We start from the raw sequence: 23264 nt of genomic DNA, 5'->3' as shown, positions 1-23264 counted from the left end.
GGGCGCCGGGAACGGGCAACGCCCGTGACCGGGCCGGTCAGCACCGCACGACGGTGCATCCCCAGTGCATGCCGCGGCCCATGCCGGCCAACGCCACCAGATCCCCGTCCCGCAGGTCGCCCGACGCGACGTGGTGGGGCAGCGTGAGGAGGTGGTCCGCCGCGCCGAAGTGGCCGTGCTCCATGGAGAAGTCGAGATTGGTGCGGTCCAGTGGCACGTCGAGCCGCTCGGCGAGCGCGGTGAGCGTCTGCCGGTTGTCGTTGAGCAGGACGACCCGGGCCAGATCTCCGGGGTCGACGCCGGCCCGCTTGCAGGCACGGGCGACCACCTCCCGCACCCGGTCGTTCATCAGGTCGATGAACGCCTCGAAACGGTCGGAGTCGTAGTCGAAGAACTCCATCATGTCCCAGGCGTCCCGCGCCGCCGGGCTCTCGTCGCCGGGGGTGAACGGCAGGGCCGCACCGCCCTGTTCCATCAGGAAGAAGTCGGCGTAGCGTCCGTCGGTGATCACCTCGCTCGCCAGCCAGCGGAACCGGTCGTGGCCGCGGTCCGCGACCGTGGCCGCCGCGCCGTCGGAGAAGAGCAGCGAATGCGTCGCCATGCGGTTCCAGTAGGTCTCGCACGTGCGGTTCGCGCCGACGAACAGGGCCCGCCGGTAGTCCGGATGGGTCGCGAACCGGCCCGCGAGCGTGTCGAAGCCGGTGATGCCCCCGTGGCAGCCCTGGCTGATCAGGACCGCCTCGGCGCGGTGGGCGCCCAGCCGGGCCTGGAGCTCGGCCGCCGGGTCCCAGTACAGGTACTCGGGGACGTCGGTGATGGCGAACACCAGCAGGTCGAGGTCCGCCGGGTCGGTGCCCGACTCCTCCAGGGCGCGGCGGGCCGCGTCCTCCGACAGGTCGGTGAGACCGACGTCGTCACCGGCGCGGTGGACGGCGCGGTAGCCGTACGCCAGGACCCGCTCCACGTCGGGGGTGTACTCCGACACGACGTCGGCCACCGGGACTCGTTCCCCGGTCGCCGAGCCAAACGACATCATCCCGAACACCGCAGCTCCCTCGTCATGGTCGGTCGCTCCCGTCGTCGAGCAGGGTCCGCAGCTGGTCCGGCTGCTCCAGGCGTGCCTTGAGGCGGGTGAGGAACAGGACGGCGTCCCGGCCGTTGACCGCCCGGTGGTCGTAGGCGAGGCCGAGGTGCACGGTACGGACGGGAGCCGGTGTGCCGTCCTGCCCCGCTCGGTACTCCTCACCGACGGCGCCCACCGAGACCATGCACAGCTGGGGCCACAGCACGATCGGGTGCACCAGGACGACGCCGGGGTCCGGGTTGAGCGAGACGGAGATGGCACCGCCGTCCAGTTCGGCGGCGGAGAACCCCTGGGTCAGCGCCTTCATCCGGAAGTCCATCAGGGTGTCGGCGATGTCGGCGAGCGACTGCCGGGCCGCGTCGCGGACGACCGGTACGTACAGCCCTCCGCCGGCGTCCACGGTGACCCCGACGTGCGGGGCGTCGGCGACGACGACGGTGCGCTCGTCCACCAGCGAACCGAAGAAGAGGGGAAACTCGTCGTACGCCGCGGCCACCGCCTTGATCACCGCCTCGGCGAGCCCGAACGCCTCTCCGGTCTCCTCCTCGATCCGGCCGAGCGCGTCCAGGGCTGCGTCCACCTCGGCCCGGACCACGGTGAACCCGGCCGGTACCTCGCGATGGCTCTTGGCGACCACGGCGGCGGTGCCCTGCTGGGCACGGTCGAGCGTGTGGACGGCTCCCGGTGCCGGCGCCCCGGCGGAGGGAGCCGCCTCCGGCGCTTCGGCGGCGGGGGCCGCGTCCGGCGCTTCGGCCCGCCGGGCCGGCGCCTCCCGGCCGGGAGGCTGCGGCAGGAGGAGACCCAGCAGCGCACCGACCCCCCGCTCCTCCCCCGCGGGCACGCGTTGCCGGAGGTAGCCGGAGACGGGCGCCGTGACGTCCTCGATGGCCTTGGAGGTCTCCAGGGACACGACGGGGTCGTCCTCGTCGACCCATGCGCCGTCCTCGGCCAGCCATTCCACGACGAGGTAGGAGGTGTCGTTGTTGTTGAGCTTGGGCACGCTCAGCGCGACGTCGTCCGCCGCCGCCTCGCCGGTGGGCCGGGCCCCGCTCTCTGCCCGTTCCCCGGCTCCGGCCGCCGCCGGGACGTCCCAGCCGGCCGCGGCCCGCACGGCGGCCTCGATGTGGTCGCGGCCCAGCAGCACCCGGCTCTCCAGGTGGGCGGCGGTCGGAATGATCGAGTCGGCGGAGTTCAGCAGGATCACCGGTCCGGTCAGTGAGGACCAGATCCGCTCGTACAGCAGGCGTGCCACCTCGGCGCCCCAGGTCCCGCCGGCCGTTCCCTCCTCGACGACCGCGATCCGTCCCGCTCCGGCGAGCAGCGGCAGCACCGGCTCCAGGTCCAGCGGGTACAACCGGCTGGGGGTCAGCAGGTGCACCGACCTGCCGTACCCGTCCCGCAGCGCGCGGGCGGCGTCCAGGGCGCGGTGGGCCATGCCGCCCGGGGCGATCACGACGAGGTCGGCGGTGCCGCGCTCTCCCTCGGGGAAGGTGTGCGCCCAGCCGGTGCCGGCCGTGCCCAGCATCTCGTAGCGGTAGTCGTCACCGGCCCGGCCGTCCTGGTACATCCGCCGGGTGTAGAGCACCTTGTCCTCGAAGAAGACGGCAGGCGTGCCCTGTTCGAAGGCGGAGTCGAGCACGGCACCGGCATCGTGGTAGGGCGAGAGCTCGTAGAGGGAGAGGTTGGGGATGCCGACGAAGTGCTTCTGCGGGCTCTGGCTGTGGGTCGGCCCGTAGCCGCGGTTGCCGCCCACCGGGCAGCGGACGACCAGCGGCACGGGGACTTCGCGGCCGTACATCGACACCGACTTGGAGGCGAAGTTCAGCACCTGGTCGAAGCCGAGGGCGATGAAGTCGCCGAACATGATCTCGACGATGGCCTTGTCGCCGGCCAGGGCGAGCCCGCCGGCCACTCCGAGAATGCCGCCCTCGCTCAGTGGGGTGGACAGCACGCGGTCCGGGAACCCGGTGGAGAGTCCTTTGGTGATCTTGAATGCGCCGCCGTACGGGTCGGACACGTCCTCGCCGAGCAGATGGAGCCGCTCCTCACGGCGGAACAGGGCGTGCAGCGCGCGATTGAGGTGCTGCGCCACACGGGGCGCGACGGTGCCGACGGCGTCGGCCGCGACGGTGGTCATACCAGATGTCCTCTCTCCGCCAGGACCTGGCGCAGGTCACCCACGCTGCGGCAGGAACGGGCCTGCCGGGGGGTGAGTCTCACCCCGAACCGCCGGTTGACGGCTGCGACGATCTGCACGTGCCGGAGACTGGTCCACTCCGCGTTGGCGGCCGGCCCGGTGTCGTCGGTGATCTCGTCCTCGCCGATGCCCAGCACCTCGGCGACGATCCCGTTCAGCGTGCTCACGCGGCGGCCCCCGGGTACGCGTCGACCAGGCCGGGCCACCGCGACGGCGGCCGGGCGGACACCTCCGCCACCAGATCGGCCATCAGGGACTTGGCCCGGGCGTCCGCCGCGGCGAACCGGTCGCCGTAGTGCCTCGCGTACCGCGCGCTCCACTCCCGGGCCCGCACGTCGGCCAGTTCGGCCTCGGAACGGGTGTCGTCGCCCTTGCTGTGCGGGCCGAGCCGCAGGCAGTGGAAGTGCACGACGGCCGGGACGCCCCGTCGCACGTCCGCCACGACCGGAGCGAGTTCGGCGCGAATGGCGTTGACGTCCGTGCCGTGGATCGAGTGGTACTCGACGTCGAACGCCCTGGCACGGTCGGAGACGGTGCCGGCCAGCTGCCGCTCGGTCGGGGTCGACTGGGCGATGCCGTTGTCCTCCACGACGACCAGCAGGGGCGCCTCCCACAGGCGTGCCATGTTCAGCGCCTCGTAGACCGAGCCCTCGCCCCAGGTGCCGTCCCCGATGTGCGCGACGGCGATGCGCTCCTCGCCGGTCCGCCGGTAGTGCAGGGCGACGCCCACGGCCACGGGCAGGCTCTGCCCCTGCACTCCGGTCGACAGGAAGCCGTCCCGGTAGATGTGCTGGCTGCCGCCGACGCCGGCGCACACCGCGCCGGACCGGCCCATGATCTCCGCCAGCAGCCCGGCGGGGTCCCGGAACCGGGCGAGGTAGTGCCCGTGACCGCGGTGGTTGCTGAAGACGAAGTCGTCACGGAGCAACGGAGCCAGGGCGACCGGCACGTACTCCTGCCCCAGGCAGGTGTGGGTCGTACCGTTGAGCTGTCCCGCGGCGAACAGATCCAGCAGAGCCAGCTCGAAATTCCGTATCAGCAGGAGGAGTTCGAGGTCGTCATCGGCCAGCTCGGTGATTTCCGGCGCCATCTCGGCCGCCTGAACACGCATGTCTTCTCCGCTTTCTCGACAATGTGGCGGGATGCGAGGCTGTTCAGGCCCGGTCGGCCGCCATGGCCTCGGCCAGGCTCTTCGGACGCATGTCGGTCCAGTTCTCGTTGATGAAATCGAGGCAGGCCTGACGGCTGTCCTCACCCTTGGCGACGGTCCAGCCGGCGGGTACGTCGGTGAAGGACGGCCAGAGGGAATACTGCCCCTCGTCATTCACGAGCACCAGGTACACGCCGTTTTCGTCCTCGAAGGGATTCGCCATTTGTGTCCCCTTCCCAGAAGGAAGTCGTCGGTAAGTCAGGCGGGTTCTCGAAGGCTATACGGCCTTCGAACGCGGTGACCATCCTCGACCCGGCGGTGTCCTGGCGACGGGACACCCGGCGTCGGTGCGGACCTTGAAGCACCTGCGTCCGCCGGTCTAGCGTGACGACGCCACGTTCTCCGACGACGGCGACGATTCCGCTCCGGAAGCGGCCGGGCCGCGTCATTCACGGACACCGGACTTCGCGACCGAATTCCTTGCCTCCGGCAGGGCGAGTCGCGGGGCCGACCGGCACCACCACACCCGTCCCGGACTCCGGGCGACGCATTTTCGGCACGCCCGCAAGACCTTTGAACGCACCTGCGAGAACGACAGGAGGAACTCCCATGCAGGTTTCCGCGGCGAGCGACGAGACGGCCGGTGAATACAGCCGGCCGGACATCGAGCGCTCCGTCGTCGAGTGGCTGCGCGCCGAGCTGGACGATCCGGAAATCGTCGGGTCCGACAACTTCCTCGACATCGGAGGTCATTCGCTGACCTTCGCGCATTTGAACAGGTACCTCGGCGACACCTTCGGCGTCGCCCTGGACAACAGGATCACCTACTCCGAGCAGCTCAGCACGGCCGTCGCACAGGCGCGGCCGGCCGAGCAGGGCTGACCGTGAACCGCAACTGAGGGGGCAGGACATGACCACCACCGCACGGAGCGACTTCTCCCTGTCGGACGAGGAAGTGGCGTCGTTCCACAAGAACGGCTACATCGGCCCGCTGACCATCTACACCCCCGAGGAGATGGACGAGATGTGGAAGGCGGTCCGGCGCGAGTCGCTGGACCGCACCCACGCCGCCTATCCGGAGGTGGACAAGGGCGTCGGTGCACCCAACATCTTCAACTACGACCGGCACCTCGACGTCGACCTGCTCGCCCGGCACGCGTGCAACCGCCGGATCGTCGAGCGCGTGGCGTCCCTGCTGGGACCCGACCTGCTGTGCTGGCGTTCGGAGTTCTTCCCGAAGTACCCGGGCGACGAGGGCACCGACTGGCACCAGGCCGACACCTTCGCCAACGCCAGCGGCAAACCGCAGCTCCTGTGGCCGGGCGAGACGGAGGACAACTTCGGCGCCGGCACGCTGACGGTGTGGACGGCGTTCACCGACTCCACCAAGGAGAACGGCTGCCTCCAGATCATCCCGGGCACGCACCGCCAGATGAACTACGACGAGACCAAGCGGATGGACTTCGACGAGAGCCGCATCAACTCAGAGGTCAAGGACGGTGTTCCGCGCGGCTTCTTCGGCTACGACTACCGCCAGCTCCAGCACGACCCGGACTGGAAGCCCAACGAGGAGGACGCCGTCTCGCTGGTCATGGAGCGCGGCCAGTGCGTGATCTTCCTGTCGACGCTGATGCACGCCTCGCTGCCCAACATCAGCACGGGCAAGAAGTACCGGATGGGCTTCGCCACCCGCTATGTGCCGACCAAGGTGCAGATCTACCCCGGTACCGACCACATCGAGGAGTACGGCGGCAGCATCTCGCTGGAGAAGTGGTCGGCCTTCCTGGTCAGCGGCCGTGACGAGTACGGCCACAACAAGATCAGCGACAAGACGCTGCGGGGCACCCCGATCCACGAGGCGTGAACCCCCGTACGCGTCGGATGATCGGACGTCCATGACACAGGAGCACCGGCCGGTGGTGGCCTTCGTCCCGCCCTCGTGCTGCGGCACCGGCTACTTCCGGCCGCTCAGGCGTGCCCTGGGCGACCGGATCGAGTTCCGGCCCGTGGAACTGCCCGGACACGGCCGCCGGTTCGAGGAGCCGTGCCTGGTCACGGCGGACGACGCGGTGCGCGACGCGGCCGGGCAGCTCGGCGGTCCGGTCGACGCCGTGTACGGCGAGAGCCTCGGCGCCTACGTCGCCCTGGCGGTGGCGGCGACGCTCCGGCAACCGCGGCCGCCGCTGCTGTTCGCCGTGTCCAACTCACCTCCGTCGGCCCGCGAGCCGCTGGACCCGGCGGAGGTGACGTCCATCGAGTCGGCGGTGGCCGTGCTGACGGCCATGGGCGGTGAGATCCCCGCGGAACTGGTCGCGGACCCGGTGCTGGCGGCCGGAGCGTTCCCGCTGATCCGGGACGACCTGCGCCTGGCCGGCTCGTTCGTCGCGGCGCACCGCAACACCCGCTCCCCCGGTGACATCCAGGTCGTCGCCGGGCTGGACGACACCGCGTCCTCGGACCTCACCGCGTGGTCGCGGCACACCGAGGCCGGCTGCTCGGTGCTGCGACTTCCAGGCGGGCACCTGCTCTCCGCCGTCAACCCGTCGGGCGTGGCCGAGGCGGTGCTCGACGCGCTCTCCGGCCGGACGGCCGAGGCCTTCCCCCAGGTATGAGGACGAGAGATGACGACAGCGTTAGCGGCCGGGGCCGTCCCCGCGATCGGCCACCACCACCTGCTGCTGCTCCTCACCCAGGTCTGCGTGTTCCTGACCGCCGCGGTGGTGCTGGGCAGGCTGGCGACCCGGCTGGGGCTGCCGGCCGTGGTCGGCGAGCTGAGCGTGGGCGTGCTGCTGGGCCCGTCGATGTTCGGCGATCTGCTGCCCGGTCTGTCCGACTGGCTGCTTCCGCCGGACGCGGACCAACGGCATCTGCTGGGCGCGGTCGCCCAGCTCGGCGTCCTGTTGCTGATCGCCGTCACGGGCGCGCACATCGACCTGGGCCTGCTGCGACGCCAGGGGCGGGCCGTGGGCCTGGCCAGCGCGGGCGGTGTGCTGCTGCCGCTCGCGCTCGGCTTCTGCCTCGGGCTCCTGACGCCCGGTTCGCTGATGGCGCCGGGCGCCGAGCGCGTCACCTTCGCCCTGTTCATCGGCATCGCCCTGGCGGTCAGCGCACTGCCGGTGATCGCCAAGACCCTCCTGGACATGAACCTGCTGCACCGCAACGTGGGGCAGCTGATCATCGGCGCGGCGGCCGTCAGTGACATCGTGGGCTGGCTGCTGCTGTCGCTGGTGTCGGCCATGGCGACGGCGGGTGTGCACTTCGGTCTGGTGGCCAAGAGCATCGGCTACCTGATCGCCGTGCTGGCGTTCACCCTGTGGGTGGCCAGACCGGTCGCCGCGCGGGTGCTGCGGTACGCCGCTCGGCCGGACAGGCCCGAGGGGACGACGGCCGCGGTCGTCGCCATGATCATGGCCTCGGCCGCGGCGACCCACGCCCTCGGCATGGAACCGATCCTCGGCACGTTCCTCTGCGGCATCGTCATCGGCTCCCTGGGGCCGGCCGGCCGCGCGGCCCTCGGCACGCTGCGTCCGTTCGTCATGGCCGTGCTCGCCCCTCTGTTCTTCGCCACCGCCGGGCTCCAGGTCGACCTGACCGCGCTGGCCCGCCCGGAGGTGCTGGCCGCCGCGGTGGTCGCGCTCACCGTGGCCACGCTGGCGAAGTTCGCGGGCGGTTACCTCGGGGCCCGCGCGGGCCGGCTGGGCCACGCCGAGGGGATGGCCATCGGGGCGGGGCTCAACGCCCGGGGCGTGATGGAGATCGTCCTCGCCGGCGTCGGTCTGCAACTCGGGGTGCTCACCAACGCCACGTACACGGTGATCATCCTGATCGCCGTCGTGACCTCGGTCATGGCACCGCCCCTGCTGCGCCGCGCCACCCGGCACATGCCGAAGACGGCGGCGGAGACCCAGCGGGAGAAGGAGTTCAGCACGGCCTGAACCGCCCTGCGCGAGGACACGGGCCGCGGCGGCCGGTACGGGACACCCGTACCGGCCGCCGCGGTGGTTCCGGTGCGACGGGCACCCGCCCGGACGCGGCACGGGACGGCCCGGCGGCGGACGCAGGCGCGGGCACGGCACGGGTACGGCACGTGCGAGTACGGCACGGGTACGGCGCGGCACGGCGCGGCACGGCGCGGCACGGCGCGGCGCGGCACGCACCCGGGGTGCGGGCCGCGCGGTCGGAAGGTCAGCGGGCGGCCGGGTCCGGGAGCGCCGCCCGGTCGAGTTTGCCGTTGGGGGCGAGCGGGAGGCGGGGCAGGGTGACGAACGCCGCCGGGATCATGTAGGCGGGCAGCCGCTCGGCGACGTACCGGCGCAGCGTGCGCGCGGACGGCGCCTCGGGGGCGCCGTCCGGGCCGGCGAGGACCAGATAGGCCACCAGGCGGCTGCCGCCGGATCCCGGATCCGGGCGCAGCGCCACCGCGGCCTGGGCGACGCCCGGGTGCCGTGCGAGAGCGGTCTCGATCTCGGCGGGTTCGATCCGGAAGCCGCGCACCTTCATCTGGCCGTCGCCGCGCCCGACGTGCTCCAGGAAGCCGTCCGCGTTCCAGCGGGCCAGGTCCCCGGTGCGGTACATCCGCGACCCGGGGGGCCCGAACGGGTCGGCCACGAAGCGCTCGGCCGTCGCCCCCGGCCTGCCGTGATAACCGCGGGCGACCGACCCGGCGACGTACAACTCGCCGGTCACGCCGGGGGGTACCGGCACCAGGCCGGGGCCGAGGACATAGGTCCGCATGTTGTCCAGCGGCCGGCCGATGGGCACGCTGCCGCCCCGCCAGCCGTCCGGGACGGTGAACGCGGTGGCGTAGAAACTCTCGGTCTGGCCGTAGGCGTTGACCACGCGCGCCCCGGGGACCGCGGCGCGCAGCCGCTCCACCAGGTCCGCGGGCAGCCGCTCGCCGGCGAACATCAGGACGTCGGCGTGCACTCTCCCGGCGATGCGGTCGGTGAGTCCGGCGAACACCGACGGCACGGTGTGCAGCACACCGCCCCGCCAGCCGCTCCGCTCGCCGAGCACCAGGACGTCGCGCACGACCTCCACGGTGGCGCCCGTGGTGAGCGCGGTGAACACCTCGAACACGGAGACGTCGAAGTTGATGGAGGTTCCGGCCAGTACCCGGGTGCCGGGCCGGACACGGGCCACGGCCGCCAGGCGGGTGACGCCGTTGACGATGTTGGCGTGGGTGACGGCCACGCCCTTGGGGACCCCCGTCGAGCCCGAGGTGTACATCACGTACGCCAGGTGTCCGGGCCCCGCGGCGACCCGGCGGCCCGTCTCCGCGGGTTCCCGGAGCGCGAGGTCCTCCATGAGACACACCGGGGCGGCGGGGTCCGGGAGGTCCCCGGCGGTCTCCTTGTCGGTCAGCACCAGGTCCGGTGCCGCGTCGCGGAGCAGGAAGGACAGCCGCTCGGCCGGGTAGCGGGGGTCGACCGGCAGATACGCGGCGCCGGACTTCAGGATGCCGAGCAGGGCCACGACCAGGTCCGCGGAGCGGGGCAGGGCCAGAGCGACGAGGGACTCCGGGCCGGCGCCGGCCCGGAGCAGCCGTGCCGCCAGCGAGCCGGCGCGCTCGTCCAGCTGCCGGTACGTCAGCGACTGCGCGCCGCACACCACGGCGACCGTGTCCGGGGTGGCCGCGGCCTGCCGGGACACCAGGTCGGGCAGCGAGCCGTCCGGGGTGGGTGCCCGGCGGCCCACCAGTTCCTCCAGCAGCAGTCGGTGTTCGGCGGGGTCGAGGACCGTCGCCTCGCTCACCGCGCTCCCGGGGTGGTGAGCGAGCTGCCCGAGCACCCGGGTGAAGCGGTCCGCCAACGCCTCGGCGCCCGCCGGGTCGAAGAGGTCGGCGGCGTACTCGAGCCGGCCCGCCGGCGCCCCGCCACCGGTCCCGAAGCCGTGCGGGAAGCGGAGCACCAGGTCGGGCACGCAGTCGCCGGCGAGGCCGCGGTCCTCGGTGACCGACAGACCGGCCGGCACCGTCCCGGACGGCCAGCCGACGGCCTCACCGGTGGTCACCATCACCGGGAAGAGCGGGTGCCGGTCCGCGGGGGGCTGCGGGGCCAGCTCGGCGACCAGCCGGGCGAACGGCACCCGGGTGTGCTCCCGTGCGGCTTTCGTCCGCTCCCGCACCCTGTCGACCAGGTCGGCGAAGGAGGGGTGGCCGGACACGTCGGCGCGCAGCACCCAGGTGGTGCCGGGCAGATCGGGCGCCGCCCCCGAGGCGATGTGGACCCCGACGGGCAGGTCGGTGCCGGCGCCGAGCTGGTGCAGCAGGGCGCACAGGGCCGCCTGGATCACCATGGCGGGGCTCGCGCCGCGGTCCGCCGCGACCTTGTGCACGGCTTCCGCGACGCGGTGGTCCAGGACCAGCGGCACGCTGCCGGTGCGGCCGCTCGCCACCGCGGGGCGCGGGTGGTCGTACGGCAGCGGCAGCGTGTCCGGTGCCTGGGCGAGCGCCGCCCGCCAGTGGGCGGCCTCGGCCTCGACGACGGCGTCCGTCCCGGCCGGGGCCGGTCCGGTGCCGGCGCCGTGGGGCCGCGCCGTTGCGGCGCGGCCCGGGCGGGCGGCGGCCGGCTCCTGGCCGGCGCAGCGGGCGGCGAGGGCGTCCGCCAGATCGCGCACCAGCGCCGCGGCGGGCCGGTCCTGTACGGCGAGGGGATGCAGGACCAGGACGAGGACGTGCTCGTCGGCGGCCGTGCGCAGAATGCGGGAGCGCAGCGGCGGCTCGGCCGTCACGTCGAACGGGCGCTCACGCAACTCCCGTACCGCGTGCGCGAGATCACCCGGGGCCACGGCCTCCACCCGCGGGTGCGGACCGGCCTCCGCCGGGGGCGGCACCCGCCGGGCGGGAGTCCCGGAGGCGTCCTCGCACAGCAGTGAGCGCAGGATGTCGTCGCCGGCCGCCGCGTCGGCGACCGCCGCGGCCAGGGCGGCGGTGTCGAGGGGCCCGCTCAGACGCCACACGAGAGTGATGTGCCGGGCGCCCTCCGCACCCTGCGGGCTGCGGGCGAACCGCAGGCACTGCTGCGCGAACGACAACGGGATCATGCGTACCTTCTCCTTCGGCGTCCTGCTGGTGTCGTCGTCCGGCCGCGGCCCACCGCCCGCCGCTTCCGGCGGACCGGTCAGTCCTGTCGGGCCGCGGCCGTCTGCCCGGGCGTGGCCAGGGGACCCGCCGGGACGAGCAGTTCGGGCGTGAGGTCGCGGACGCTGCCGCAGCCGCCGAGCGTCAGCGCGAGATCGAGTTCGGCGAGCAGGCAGCGCAGCACGTGCCGCACACCGTCGCGGCCGTCCAGGGCCAGGCCGTACAGGTAGGGCCGGCCGAGGAGCACCGCGTCCGCGCCGAGCGCCAGGGCCTTGACCACGTCGGCGCCGGTGCGCACACCGGAGTCCACGAGCACCGGAGCGCCGTCCCCCACGGCCGCGCGTACGGCGGGCAGGCAGTCCAGGGCGGCGACCGTGCCGTCGAGCTGCCGGCCGCCGTGGTTGGAGACGATCACGCCGTCGGCGCCGTGTGCCAGGGCCGCGCGGGCGTCTTCGGGGTGCAGGACGCCCTTGACCAGGAGGGGCAGGTCGGTCAGTCGCCGCAGCCACGGCAGCCGGTCCCAGGTGAGCGCGGGGTTGGCGGAGACGGCCGCCCAGTGGGCCACGGCCTCGCGCGGTCCGGCCCCCGGGGGAAGCGCCGCGTCGAAGACCGGATCGGAGGTGAAGTTGGCCAGTCCGGCACCGTGCAGGAAGGGCAGGTAGCCGTGGTCGAGGTCGGTGGGGCGGTAGCCGAAGGCGGGGTTGTCGACGGTGAGGACCAGTGCGCCGTAGCCGGCGGCCTCGGCGCGCCGCACCAGGGACTCGGCGAGCGTCTGGTCCGAGGGCCAGTACAGCTGGAACCAGCGCGGCTGTGAGCCGGCCGCCGCGGCGGCCTCCTCCATGGAGTGGGAGGAGAAGCACGACAGCACGAAGGGCAGGCCCACGTCGGTGGCGCCGCCGACGGACGCGAGTTCACCGCTGGGGTGGACGACGGTCTGGGCGGCGACGGGCGCCAGCAGCACCGGTGCGGCCAGATCCTGTCCGAACAGCCGCACCCCCAGGTCGCGCCGGGTGATGCCGCGCAGCATCCGGGGCACGATCCGCCACCGGTCGAACGCCTCGCGGTTGCCGCGTCCGGTCGCGCCGCTCCCGGCGTCGCCCACGACGTAGCCGTACGCGGACGGCTGCAGCACCTGGCGCGCCGACTCCTGGAGGGTGGTGAGGTCGGTGGAGAGGCGGGACGGCCGGCCGTCCGGTCCGGCGAGGTAGATCTCCCGCACCAGGTCGGCCGGCGGGCCGGCGGTGCGGGCGGCCAGGTCCTCGCGGATCCGGCCGTCGAGCAGCCGTGCGCTCTGCCCCGCCCGTTCGGTCAGCGCGAAGTGGCCGCCGGGATGCACGGCGAGGGTGTGTGCGGCGGAGGTGTGCCGGGCCCAGCCGCGCATCTGGTCGGCGGTGTTCTTGGGATCGTCCTCGGCGAGCAGGACGGTGAGGGGGACGGCGAGCGCGGTGTCCGGCTCGCACCGGTAGCGGCGCAGCATGCGGTGGTCGGCGCGCAGCAGGCGCAGCACCTCGGCACGCAGGTCGGGTTCGGCGAGCAGGGCTTCGGGCACGCCGCCCAGTCGCCGCAGCCCCGCGACGACCGCCTCGTCGTCGAGGGTGCCGAGGTCCGGCTCCTGCCAGTCGTCGGCGGGTGGCCGGGCGGCGGAGACGAAGAGGCGGGCCACGACGGACTGCCGGGCCAGCAGCCGGGCCGTCTCGAAGGCGGCCAGGGCCCCCATGCTGTGGCCGAGGAGGAACAGGGGGCGGCCGGTGTACGGGCCGAGCGCGGCGGCCGTGGCCTCGGCGACCTCGGTGACGTCGGCGGCGCAGTCCTCGGCACGGCGGTCCTGGCGGCCCGGGTACTGCACGGCGAGCAGGGCGATGTCGTCGGGCAGCGCCGCGGCGAGGTCGGCGAAGGCGGTGGCGGTGCCGCCCGCGTGCGGGAAGCACACCAGGCGGGCGACCGGGTCCTCGTCGGCGGGGAAGGCCCGCAGCCACCGGGAGGACCCGGTGACGGACCCGCGGCGGACGGCCGGGACGACGGGGGTGTCGGTGCGCGCGGGGCCCAGGGTCGCGGTGGTGCGTTCGGTCATGTCCTCGGTGTCCCGTCCTCGATGGTGGTGGGCAGCTGGTCCAGCAGGTGGCGCAGGCGCTCTCCCAGCCGGGCGCGTTCGGCAGCCGCGAGGGCGTGATCGGCGACCAGTGCCTCGACGCCGGCCAGCGCGTCGGACAGGGGGTCGGACAGGGGGTCGGCGGCCGTCTCCCCGGGCAGTTCGGTGCGCAGGTGGCCGACCAGCTCGCGAGGTGTGGGCCAGTCGAAGGTGAACGTGGCCGGCAGGCGCACCCCGGTGGCGGACGCGAGGCGGTTGCGCAGTTCGACGGCGGTCAGCGAGTCGAAACCGATCTGGTCGAAGACGCTGTCCGGGCCGACCTCCGTCTCCGAGGTGTGGCCGAGCACGGTCGCGACCTCGCGCAGGACCAGACCCATGAGGTCGCCGCCCGCCGCGCCGCCCGGCGTACCGGGATCCGGCGCGGCGGGTGCCGCGGGGGACGCCGCGTCCGGCCGGGCGCCGGCGGCCGGGACCGCCGCGGGAGGCGCCGCGGGGGGCGCGACGTCGTCGAGCAGGGCCGGCAGGGTGCCGTCGCGGCGATGCTCGGCGAGCCGCTCCCGGTCCCATCGGGCGGCCACGGCGACGGGCGTGCGCTGCTCCAGGGCGGCGTCCAGCAGGCCCAGGCCGCGGGCGGCCGCCAGCGGCCGCACTCCGAGCCTGGCCATGCGGGCGACGTCGGCGCCGGTGAGGGCGGCACCCATGCCGCCGGCCGTGTCCCACAGCCCCCACACCAGGGACGCGCCGGGCCGGCCGTCCGCCCGGCGGCGCTCGGCCAGGCCGTCCAGGAAGGCGTTGCCGGCGGCGTACGCGGCCTGTCCGGCGGAACCGAGGGTGCCGGCCAGCGAGGAGTAGACGACGAACGCCGACAGGTCGTGCCCGGCGGTCAGTTCGTGCAGGTTGACCGCCGCGTCGACCTTCGGCCGCAGGGCGCGGTCGAGTTGTTCGAAGGTGAGGGCGGACAGCAGCGCGTCGTCGACGACGCCGGCGGCGTGGACGACGCCGCCGATCCGGATGCCTTCGGCGTCGAGGCCGTCGAGGGCGGCGGCCAGCGCGTCACGGTCCGCGGCGTCGCAGGCGAGGACGCGAACCTCGGCGCCGAGGCCGCGCAGTTCCTCCAGGTCGCGGGCCGCGTCCTCGCCAGGCGCGCCGCGTCCCATCAGCACGACGTGGCGTATGCCGTGCCCGGCGACCAGGTGGCGGGCGGTGAGCCGGCCGAGCCAGCCGAGTCCGCCGGTGACGAGGACGGCCCGCTCGGTGTCCCAGACGGGGCCGGGCAGTTCGAGGACCACCTTGCCGATGTGCCGGGCCTCGGCCAGGTGACGGAACGCCTGCGGCGCGTCGCGCACGTCCCAGGCGGACACCGGCGGCGGCCGGAGCGCGCCGGACTCGAAGAGGGCGAGCAGCGCGCGGAGCATCTCCTGGATCCGGTCGGGTCCCGGTTCGCGCACGTCGTAGGCGCGGTAGAGGACGCCGGGATGCTGCCGTGCGACCTCGGCCGGGTCCCGCCGGTCGGTCTTGCCCATCTCCAGGAAACGGCCGCCGCGGGGCAGCAGACGCAGCGAGGCGTCGGTGTAGGGGCCGGCCAGGGAGTTGAGGACGACGTCGACGCCCGCCCCGCCGGTGGCGTCGAGGAAGCGCTGCTCGAAGTCGAGGTCGCGGGAGGAGGCGATCCGGGTGTCGGGCAGGCCGGCGGCGCGCAACGCGTCCCACTTGCCGGGCGAGGAGGTGGCGTAGGCCACGGCTCCGAGGTGCCGGGCGAGTTGCAGGGCGGCCGTGCCGACACCGCCCGCGCCGGCGTGCACCAGGACCGACTCCCCCTCGCTCAGCCCGGCCAGGTCCACGAGGCCGTAGTAGGCGGTCAGGTAGGTCACCGGGACGGCCGCGGCCTGCTGGTACGTCCATCCCCGGGGGACGGGGCACACCAGTCGCCGGTCGGTCACGGTGATCGGTCCGATGCCGGAGAAGAGGCCGAGGACCCGGTCACCGGGGCGCAGGTCGCTGACTCCCTCGCCCACGTCGAGGACCACACCGGCGCCCTCTCCCCCCTGGCCCCGGTCGCCGGCGTCGGGATCCACCGAGGGCGGGATCACCCCGAGGGAGAGCAGGACGTCCCGGAAGTTGAGGCCGGCGGCCCTCAGCCGCACCCGGACCTGGCCGGGTCCCGGCGGCCGGTCCGCCTCCGGCCAGGGTTCCAGGGACAGGTCGGCGAAGGACTTCTTGCCTACGTAGTCCAGCCGCCAGGTGCGGGTTCCGGCCGGCGGGAGCAGTCCGCCGCGTTCCGGCGCTTCGGAGAGCAACGGCCGGTGGGCGGTGCCGTCGCGCAGGGCGAGTTGCGGCTCGCCGGTGGCCACGGCGGCGGGCAGCGCGGCGCGGGAGGCGTCGCTGCCGTCGTCGTCGACGAGGACGAAGCGGCCGGGGTGTTCGGCCTGCGCCGCGCGCACCAGGCCCCACACGGTGCGGTGGGCGAGCCGGCCGGGTGCCCCCGTGCCGGACACGGTGACCGCCTCGCGGGTGCGGACGACCAGGCGGGTGCCGGCGAGCCGCTCGTCGTGGATCAGGAGCCGGGCGGCGTCCACCACCGCGTGCAGGACGCCGCGTACGGCGGCCGGGTCGCCGTCGGCGTCGGCGCAGCCGAGCAGCACGACCTCGGGGGCGGGGGCTCCCGCGGCCAGGGCGTCCGCGAGGGCGGCCGCGTCGGCGAGGGCTTCGCCGGGGCCGACCCGCGTCCAGCGGTCGGTGTCCGCCGAGGGGAGCGGCTCGGTCAGGGAGGTCCAGCGCGGCAGCAGGAGGCCGGCGGCCGGCGCGGCGGGGCCCGAGGGGAGCGGGCGCAGGCTCAGCGAGTCGACCGAGGCCACCGGCCTGCCGTCGGCGTCGGCCACCTCGACGGCGACCGCGTCCGCTCCGGCGGGTGTCAGCCGCACCCGGAGCGGTCCGGTCGCCGCCCGGTGGACGCGCACACCGGACCAGAGGTAGGGCACCAGGCGCCGGCCGTCCTCGGCGAACCCCGCGGCGGCGAGGGGGTGCAGGCAGGCGTCGAGCAGGGCGGGGTGCAGGGCGTACCGGCCCTCGGGCCACCGCTCGGCGGCCGGTGCCACCTCGGCGAAGACCTCGTCGCCGCGCCGCCACATCGCGCGTACGCCCCGGAAGACGGGTCCGTACTCCAGTCCTCGCGCGGCCAGGTCCTCGTACAGCTCGCCGGGCGGCACCGCGACGGCTTCGGCGTCCTCGGGCGGCCAGTCGACGAGGGGGGCGTCGTCGCCGGGCCGGGGGGCCGGTGCGGCGAGCGTCCCGTGGGCGTGGCGGATCCAGTCCCCGGGTTCGGGCCCGTCGGCGCGGCGGGCGTGGACGGTCACGGTCGTCGTGCCGTCGTCGGCGGGTGCGGCCAGCAGCACGCGGAGCTGGATCTCCGCGTCGCGGGGCACGGGCAGGGGGGCCTCGAGGACGAGTTCGCCGACCGGTCCGCGGTCCTCGTCCCGGGCGGCGCTCGCCACCAGGTCGAGCAGTGCGGTGCCGGGCAGCAGCACCTGTCCGGCGATCCGGTGGTCGGCCAGCCACGGGTGGGCGGCCAGCGAGAGCCGCCCGGTGTACACGGTGCCGGCCGGCGGGGGCAGCTCGGCGGTGGCGGTGAGCATCGGGTGGTCGCATCGGGTGAGCCCGGCCGCGCCGACGTCGCCCGGGGTGTCCGTCCGCTCGATCCAGTAGGTGCGGCGCTGGAAGGCGTACGTCGGCAGCGGGACGCGGCGGGCTCCGCGGCCGGCGAAGACCGCCGCCCAGTCGGTGGGGGTACCGCACGCGTGCAGCCGGGCCAGGGCGGTCAGCACGGCCGCCGGTTCGGGCCGCCCCCGGCGCAGGGCCGGGACCAGGGCGTGGGCGGCCGGGTCGGCGAGGCAGGCGGAGGCGGTCGCGACGAGGTCGCCGGCGGGCCCGAGGTCGAGGAAGCGGGTGCAGCCCAGTTCGCCCAGACTGCGCACGCCGTCCTGGAACCGGACCGTCTCGCGGGCGTGGCGGACCCAGTACTCGGGGTCGGCCAGGTGGTCGGAGGGCACCGGTTCGCCCGTCAGGTCGGAGACGACGGTCAGGTGCGCCGGGCGGAAGGTCAGGCCTTCGACGACGCGCCGCAGTCCGTCGAGGGCGGGCGCCATCAGGGGCGAGTGGAAGGCGTGGCTGACGGGCAGCCAGGTGGCCTTGCCGCCGGTGGCCTCGAACCGCTCGACGAGGCGCACCAGTTCGTGCCGGTCGCCGGAGAGCACGGTGGCGGCCGGGCCGTTGACGGCGGCGAGGGAGACGCGTTCGGTGTGGCCGGCGACGAGTGCGGCCGCCTGTTCCTCGCTCGCCCGCAGCGCGACCATGGCGCCGCCGGCCGGCAGCCGCTGCATGACCCGTCCCCGGGCGACCGCCAGTTCGGCGGCGTCGGCCAACGAGAGCACGCCGGCGGCGTGGACGGCGGCGAGTGCGCCCACCGAGTGCCCGAGCACCGCGTCCGGCCGGACGCCCCAGGACTCGAACAGCCGGAAGAGCGCGACCTCGCAGGCGAACAGGGCGGGCTGGGTGTACTCGGTGCGGTGCAGCAGTGCGGCCTCGGCGGAGTCCTCCTCCGCGAACAGCACGTCGCGCAGGGGGCGCTCCAGCCTGGCGTCCAGTTCGGCGCACGCGGCGTCGAAGGCCTCGGCGTAGGCGGGGAACTCCGCGTACAACTCGCGCCCGGCTCCGACCCGTTGGGAGCCCTGCCCGGCGAAGAGGAACGCCGTACGGCCGTCGGCGGCGGTACCCCGTACGGCGGCCGGGTGCTCGGTGCCGCCGGCCAGCGCCCGCAGGGTGTCGCGCAGCTCCGCCTCGTCGCGGGGCAGCAGCACGGCGCGGTGCGCGAGGTGGGCCCGGGTGGTGGCCAGCGAGTGGCCGAGGTCGACCGGGCGCACCGGGCGCCCGCTCAGCCGGTCGAGGAGCCGGGCGGCTTGGTCGCGCAGCGCGGCCTCGCCTGCCGCCGACAGCGGGACGGGGACCACGGGCAGCGGGGCGGCACCGTCCTCGTCGGTGGAGGCGGGGGCGGGTTCGGGGTCCTGCTCGAGGATGACGTGGGCGTTGGTGCCGCTGATGCCGAAGGACGACACGGCGGCCCGGCGGGGGTGGTCGTGTTCCGGCCACGGGGTGGCCTCGGTCAGCAGTCTCAGCGCCCCGTCGGACCAGTCGACGTGCGGCGTGGGTTCGTCGGCGTGCAGGGTCCGGGGCAGTACGCCGTGCCGCATCGCCTGCACCATCTTGATGACGCCCCCGACACCGGCGGCGGCCTGGGTGTGGCCGATGTTGGACTTCAGCGAGCCGAGCAGGAGCGGGTGGCCGGCGGGCCGGCGGGCGCCGTAGACGGCCTGGAGGGCCTGGGCCTCGACGGGGTCGCCGAGGGAGGTGCCGGTGCCGTGGGCCTCGACGGCGTCGACCTCGTCGGCGGGCACGCCGGAGGTGGCCAGGGCGTCGGCGATGACGCGTTCCTGGGCCCGGCCGCTGGGGGCCGTCAGGCCGTTGCTCTCGACGCTGTGGTTGACGGCGCTGCCCCGGACGACGGCGAGCACCCGGTGGCCGAGGCGGCGGGCGTCCTCGAGCCGTTCCAGGAGCAGCAGGCCGGCCCCCTCGGCCCAGCCGGTGCCGTCGGCGGACGCGGCGAACGACTTGCAGCGGCCGTCGGCGGCGAGTCCGCGCTGCCGGCTGAACTCCACGAACGGCATGGGTGTGGACATGACGGTGGCCCCGCCGGCCAGGGCGAGCGAGCACTCGCCCCGGCGCAGTGCGGCACTGGCCAGGTGCAGGGCCACCAGAGAGGAGGAGCAGGCGGTGTCCACGGTCATCGCGGGGCCGCGCAGGCCGAGGGTGTAGGCGACGCGTCCGGAGGCGACGCTGCCGGCGCTGCCGAGCCCGAGATAGCCCTCGTACTCGGCCGGGGCGGGCGCGAGGCGCGAGCCGTAGTCGCCGTACATGGTGCCGACGAAGACGCCGGTGCGGCTGCCGCGCAGTGCCGACGGGTCCAGTCCGGCGTCCTCCAGGGCCTCCCAGGCGGTCTCCAGCAGCAGCCGGTGCTGCGGGTCCATGGCGTGCGCCTCACGCGGGCTGATGCCGAAGAACTCCGCGTCGAACCGGGCGGCGTCGGCGAGGAATCCTCCCTCCTTCACGTACGACGTGCCGGGGGCGTCGGGGTCCGGGTCGTAGAGGGAGGCCAGGTCCCAGCCGCGGTCGTCGGGGAAGGGCCCGACGGCGTCTACCTCGTCGGCGACCAGCCGCCACAGGTCCTCGGGGCCGGTGACGCCGCCGGGGTAGCGGCAGGCCATGCCGACGATGGCGATCGGGCCTGACGTCTGCTCGGCGTCGCGGGCGGCCGCCCTGAGGCGCTCGTTCTCCTTCAACGCCGCCCGCAGCGCGTCGACGACTTGCTCGTGGGATGTGGCCGTCATCGTGTCTCTCCGTAACTCGCTGCTAGAGCTGTTCGGGGCGGGCCTCGCCCAGGGCCAGGCGGACCAGTTCGTCCGTGCTCATCAGGTCCACGGCGCTGCCGTCGTCGCCGGTGGCGGACTCCCGCGGCTCGGTGCGCGGGGTGAGGTGTTCGCCCAGGCGCTCCGCCAGCGCGCCGGGGCTCGGGTGGTCGAAGACGAGAGTGGGGGGCAGCCGGACGCCGGTGACCGAGGTGAGCCGGTTGCGCAGTTCGAGGGCGGTCAGGGAGTCGAAGCCCATGTCCTGGAAGCGCCGGTCGGCCGGGATCCGGTCCTGGGTGACGTGTCCGAGGACGGCGGCGACCTCGGACCGTACGGCTTCGAGAATGATGTGGCGCCGTTCCGTGTGGGGTGCCGAGGCCAGCCGGTCCTGGAGTCCGTGGGCCGGGGCCGCGGCGGGAGCGGGCGCGGCGATGTCGGGCCTCAGGCCCCGCAGGACGGGCGGTGCGGTGCCGGGATCGAGGTCGCGCAGGTCGAAGCGGCCGGGTGCGAGGACCGGCGCGCCGTCCGCGAGGGCGGCGTCGAAGAGGGCGAGCCCTTCCTCGGCGGTGAGGGCGCCGACGCCGGACCTGGCCAGCCGGCGCAGGTCGGTCTCGTCCAGGCCGGCGGTCATGTCGCCTTCGCCGGCCCACAGCCCCCAGGCCAGCGACACGGTGGGCGCTCCGTCGGCGTGACGGGCTCCGGCCAGGGCGTCGAGGTAGGCGTTGGCCGCCGCGTAGGCTCCCTGCCCGGCGGTACCGAGGGTGGCCGCGAGGGACGAGAACAGGACGAGCGCGGTCAGGTCCAGATCGCGCGTCAGCGCGTGCAGATGGACGGCCGCGTCGGCCTTGGGGGCGAAGACCCGGTCGAGGCGGTCCGGCGTGAGTGTCTCGACGACCTGGTCCTCCAGGACTCCGGCCGCGTGCAGCACACCGGTCAGCGGCCGGTCCCGGGGGACGCCGTCGAGGACGGCGGCCAGGGCGTCCCGGTCGGCCGCGTCGCAGGCGGCGATCGTGACCTCGGCACCCAGAGCCTCGAGCAGGGCCGCGAACTCCTCGGCGCCGGGGGTCCGCGGGCCGCGGCGGCCGGTCAGCAGCAGCCTCCGTACGCCGTGGCGCTCCACGAGGTGGCGGGCGAGGAGCCGGCCGAGGGTGCCCAGACCGCCGGTGATCAGGACGTGGCTGTGCTCGTCGAAGGGCGTCCGGCGCGAACCGGCCGACGGGCCCGCGTGGCGGCGCAGCAGCGGCACCCGCGTGCGGCCGCGGCGCAGGGCGACCTGGGGTTCGGCCGAGGCGAGTGCGACGGCCAGGGCCCGGCGGGAGCCGGGGTGACGGTCGGTGTCGAGCAGGGTGAACCGTCCGGGGTGCTCGGACTGCGCGGACCGGGTCAGGCCCCAGACCGCGGCGCGGGCCGGGTCGGGGCGGTCGCCGCTCTCGGCGGGGACGGCGCCACTGGTGACGAGGACCAGCCGGGAAGCGGCCAGCCGCTCGTCGGCGAGCCAGCGGCCCAGCAGGTCCAGTGCGGAGTGCAGGGGCCGGGTGTCCGCCCCGGCGGGCCGCCCGGGTCGGGCGGTTCCGCCGGAGGCGAGGGAGCCACGGGATGCCGCGGTTCCGGAGTGTCCTTCCGCTCCGCCGGGTGCGGCGGAGGTGCCGGACGTGGTGGGACCGCCGTGTGGCTCGGTCGCACCGGGCAAGGGGGCGACGACGAGCGCCGGGACCGGCGCTCCCTCGTCGAGTGAGCGGAGCAGGTCGTCGAGTCCAAGGTGGGCGGTGGTGCGGACGCCCGAGGCGCGGACGGCCGCGCGGATCTCCTCGGCGTCGGGTCCGAGGACCGCCCAGGGCCCTTCGGGCAGCGGTGCGTCCGGGTCCCGCTCCGTCCAGTCCACGGTGAACAGGGCCGCGCCGTCGGCGGGCCGGTCCTCGGCGCCGGTCAGCTCACGCAGGTCGAGCCGAACCGCGTCGAGGACGGGGGTGCCGTCGCCGGCGGCGATCAGGAGGGAGTAGGTGTCGCCTTCCTCTCGGCGCAGGCGCACCCGCAACGGGCCCTCGCCGGCCGGCCGGTGCAGGGTCAGACCGCCCCAGGCGAACGGCACGAGCAGGCGGGTGTCCTCACCGGCCGCGCCGAGGAGGGTGTGCAGCGCCGCGTCCAGGGCGGCGGGGTGCAGCGCGAAGCCCTCCGGGGCGGCGGGCGGCGTGACCTCCGCGTAGAGGTCGGTCGTGCCGCGCCACAGGGCGCGCAGGCCGCGGAAGGCGGGGCCGTAGGCGTAGCCGCGGTCGGCGAGGCGGTCGTAGAACCCGTCCAGGGACACGGGGACGGCGTCCGCCGGTGGCCAGACGCCGAGCGGGGCGGCCTCGTCGCGGGCGGCGGAGGCGTCCGTGCCGGTGGGGGCCAGGGTGCCGCCGGCGTGCCGGGTCCAGGAGGCCGTCGGTGTGCCGGCGGGCCGCGCGTACAGGACGAGGTCGCGGCTGCCGTCGGCGCCGGGGGCGCCGGCCATGAGCTGGAGATCCGCCGCCTCGGTCAGCGGCAGCGGCTGCTCCAGGGTCAGTTCGGCCACCCGGTGGTCCCCGGTGGTCCGGCGGGCCGCGTGCAGCGCGAGGTCGGCGACGCCCGCTCCGGGCAGGCGCGGGGAGCCGGCGATCACGTGCTCGGTGAGCCACGGCCGGGTCCGCGGATCGAGCCGCCCGGTGAACAGGGTGCCGGAGCCGTCGGCCAGTTCGACGCCGTCGTCGAGCAGGGGGTGGGCTCCGGTGAGCCGGTCCGGGGCAGGCCCGTCCGGTTCGCTCAGCCAGTACCGTTCCCTCTGGTAGGCGTAGGTGGGCAGGGGCACCGTGCGGGCCCCGGGGTAGAAGCCGCGCCAGTCCACGGGGACGCCGCTGACGTGGGCGCGGGCGAGCGCGGTGGTCAGGGTGCGGGTCTCCTCGTGGCCGCGGCGCAGCAGCGGGGCGGCCACGGGCACGCCGGTGTCGTCGTCCGCCAGGCTGCCGCGGACCATGGCGGTGAGCACCGGGTCGGGACCCAGTTCGAGCCAGACGGAGGCCCCGGCGTCGACGAGGGTGCGTACGCCGTCGTGGAAGCGGACGGTGCCGCGCAGCTGACGCACCCAGTACTCCGGGTCGCTCAGCTCCTCCGCGGTCGCCACCCGGCCGGTCACGTTCGACACCAGCGCGATCCGCGGAGCATGGAACACCAGCCCCGCGACCACCTCACGGAA

The 23264-nt window shown here is 74.8% G+C and carries 13 protein-coding genes; 4 read left to right on the top strand and 9 right to left on the bottom strand.

Translation table 11 applies throughout. The features are described from left to right. Window positions 1-37: 37 nt before the first annotated feature. The 5 genes from EV562_RS20340 to EV562_RS20320 form a co-directional block, all read right to left on the bottom strand. Window positions 38-997: a 3-oxoacyl-[acyl-carrier-protein] synthase III C-terminal domain-containing protein gene (locus tag EV562_RS20340; protein WP_243860104.1), complete on the bottom strand. Its 960-nt coding sequence runs from the start codon at window positions 995-997 to the stop codon at window positions 38-40. Window positions 998-1058: 61 nt separating this feature from the next. Next, a complete protein-coding gene (locus tag EV562_RS20335) occupies window positions 1059-3221 on the bottom strand; it encodes a 2-oxo acid dehydrogenase subunit E2 (RefSeq protein ID WP_133888252.1) in 2163 nt (720 codons plus the stop codon). Then, a complete protein-coding gene (locus tag EV562_RS20330) occupies window positions 3218-3448 on the bottom strand; it encodes an acyl carrier protein (RefSeq protein WP_133888251.1) in 231 nt (76 codons plus the stop codon). Before EV562_RS20330 ends, EV562_RS20335 begins: the two co-directional genes overlap by 4 nt. After that, window positions 3445-4392 carry a thiamine pyrophosphate-dependent dehydrogenase E1 component subunit alpha gene (locus EV562_RS20325; protein WP_133888250.1) on the bottom strand — a complete coding sequence of 316 codons (948 nt, stop codon included), beginning with the start codon at window positions 4390-4392 and terminating at the stop codon, window positions 3445-3447. Before EV562_RS20325 ends, EV562_RS20330 begins: the two co-directional genes overlap by 4 nt. Before the next feature lie 43 nt (window positions 4393-4435). Next, window positions 4436-4654, bottom strand: a complete 219-nt coding sequence (locus EV562_RS20320; protein WP_133888249.1) for an MbtH family protein — start codon at window positions 4652-4654, stop codon at window positions 4436-4438. A gap of 386 nt (window positions 4655-5040) precedes the next feature. Between EV562_RS20320 and EV562_RS20315 the strand changes: the two genes are divergently transcribed. From EV562_RS20315 to EV562_RS20300, 4 genes are read left to right on the top strand one after another with little or no spacing between them, the layout of a single operon-like run. Continuing rightward, window positions 5041-5313, top strand: a complete 273-nt coding sequence (locus EV562_RS20315) for an acyl carrier protein (protein ID WP_133888248.1) — start codon at window positions 5041-5043, stop codon at window positions 5311-5313. A 28-nt stretch (window positions 5314-5341) separates the two neighbouring features. Next, window positions 5342-6295: a chlorinating enzyme gene (locus EV562_RS20310; RefSeq protein ID WP_133888247.1), complete on the top strand. Its 954-nt coding sequence runs from the start codon at window positions 5342-5344 to the stop codon at window positions 6293-6295. Window positions 6296-6326: 31 nt separating this feature from the next. Further along, a complete protein-coding gene (locus EV562_RS20305) occupies window positions 6327-7043 on the top strand; it encodes an alpha/beta fold hydrolase (RefSeq protein WP_133888246.1) in 717 nt (238 codons plus the stop codon). Between the two features lie 9 nt (window positions 7044-7052). Further along, window positions 7053-8366, top strand: coding sequence for a cation:proton antiporter (locus EV562_RS20300; protein WP_133888245.1), 1314 nt, complete (start codon window positions 7053-7055; stop codon window positions 8364-8366). Between the two features lie 250 nt (window positions 8367-8616). On the opposite strand, the gene EV562_RS20295 is transcribed toward EV562_RS20300, so the two are convergent. The 4 genes from EV562_RS20295 to EV562_RS20280 form a co-directional block, all read right to left on the bottom strand. Further along, window positions 8617-11475, bottom strand: coding sequence for an amino acid adenylation domain-containing protein (locus EV562_RS20295; protein ID WP_133888244.1), 2859 nt, complete (start codon window positions 11473-11475; stop codon window positions 8617-8619). Window positions 11476-11552: 77 nt separating this feature from the next. After that, the gene (locus EV562_RS35130) at window positions 11553-13583 is read right to left on the bottom strand and encodes an alpha-hydroxy-acid oxidizing protein (protein WP_133888243.1); all 2031 of its coding nucleotides are present in this window, start codon (window positions 13581-13583) and stop codon (window positions 11553-11555) included. After that, window positions 13580-20038, bottom strand: a complete 6459-nt coding sequence (locus tag EV562_RS20285) for a type I polyketide synthase (RefSeq protein WP_133888242.1) — start codon at window positions 20036-20038, stop codon at window positions 13580-13582. Before EV562_RS20285 ends, EV562_RS35130 begins: the two co-directional genes overlap by 4 nt. Window positions 20039-20060: 22 nt before the next feature. Further along, window positions 20061-23264, bottom strand: a 3204-nt coding sequence (locus tag EV562_RS20280; RefSeq protein ID WP_133888241.1) for a type I polyketide synthase, incomplete at its 5' end; no start/stop codon positions are given.

The organism is Streptomyces sp. BK208 (genome assembly GCF_004364245.1).
In the GTDB taxonomy this organism is placed as follows: Bacteria; Actinomycetota; Actinomycetes; order Streptomycetales; family Streptomycetaceae; genus Streptomyces.
The sequence above is the reverse complement of the archived record's forward strand: the minus strand, read 5'-3'. Positions and strand labels throughout refer to the sequence as shown.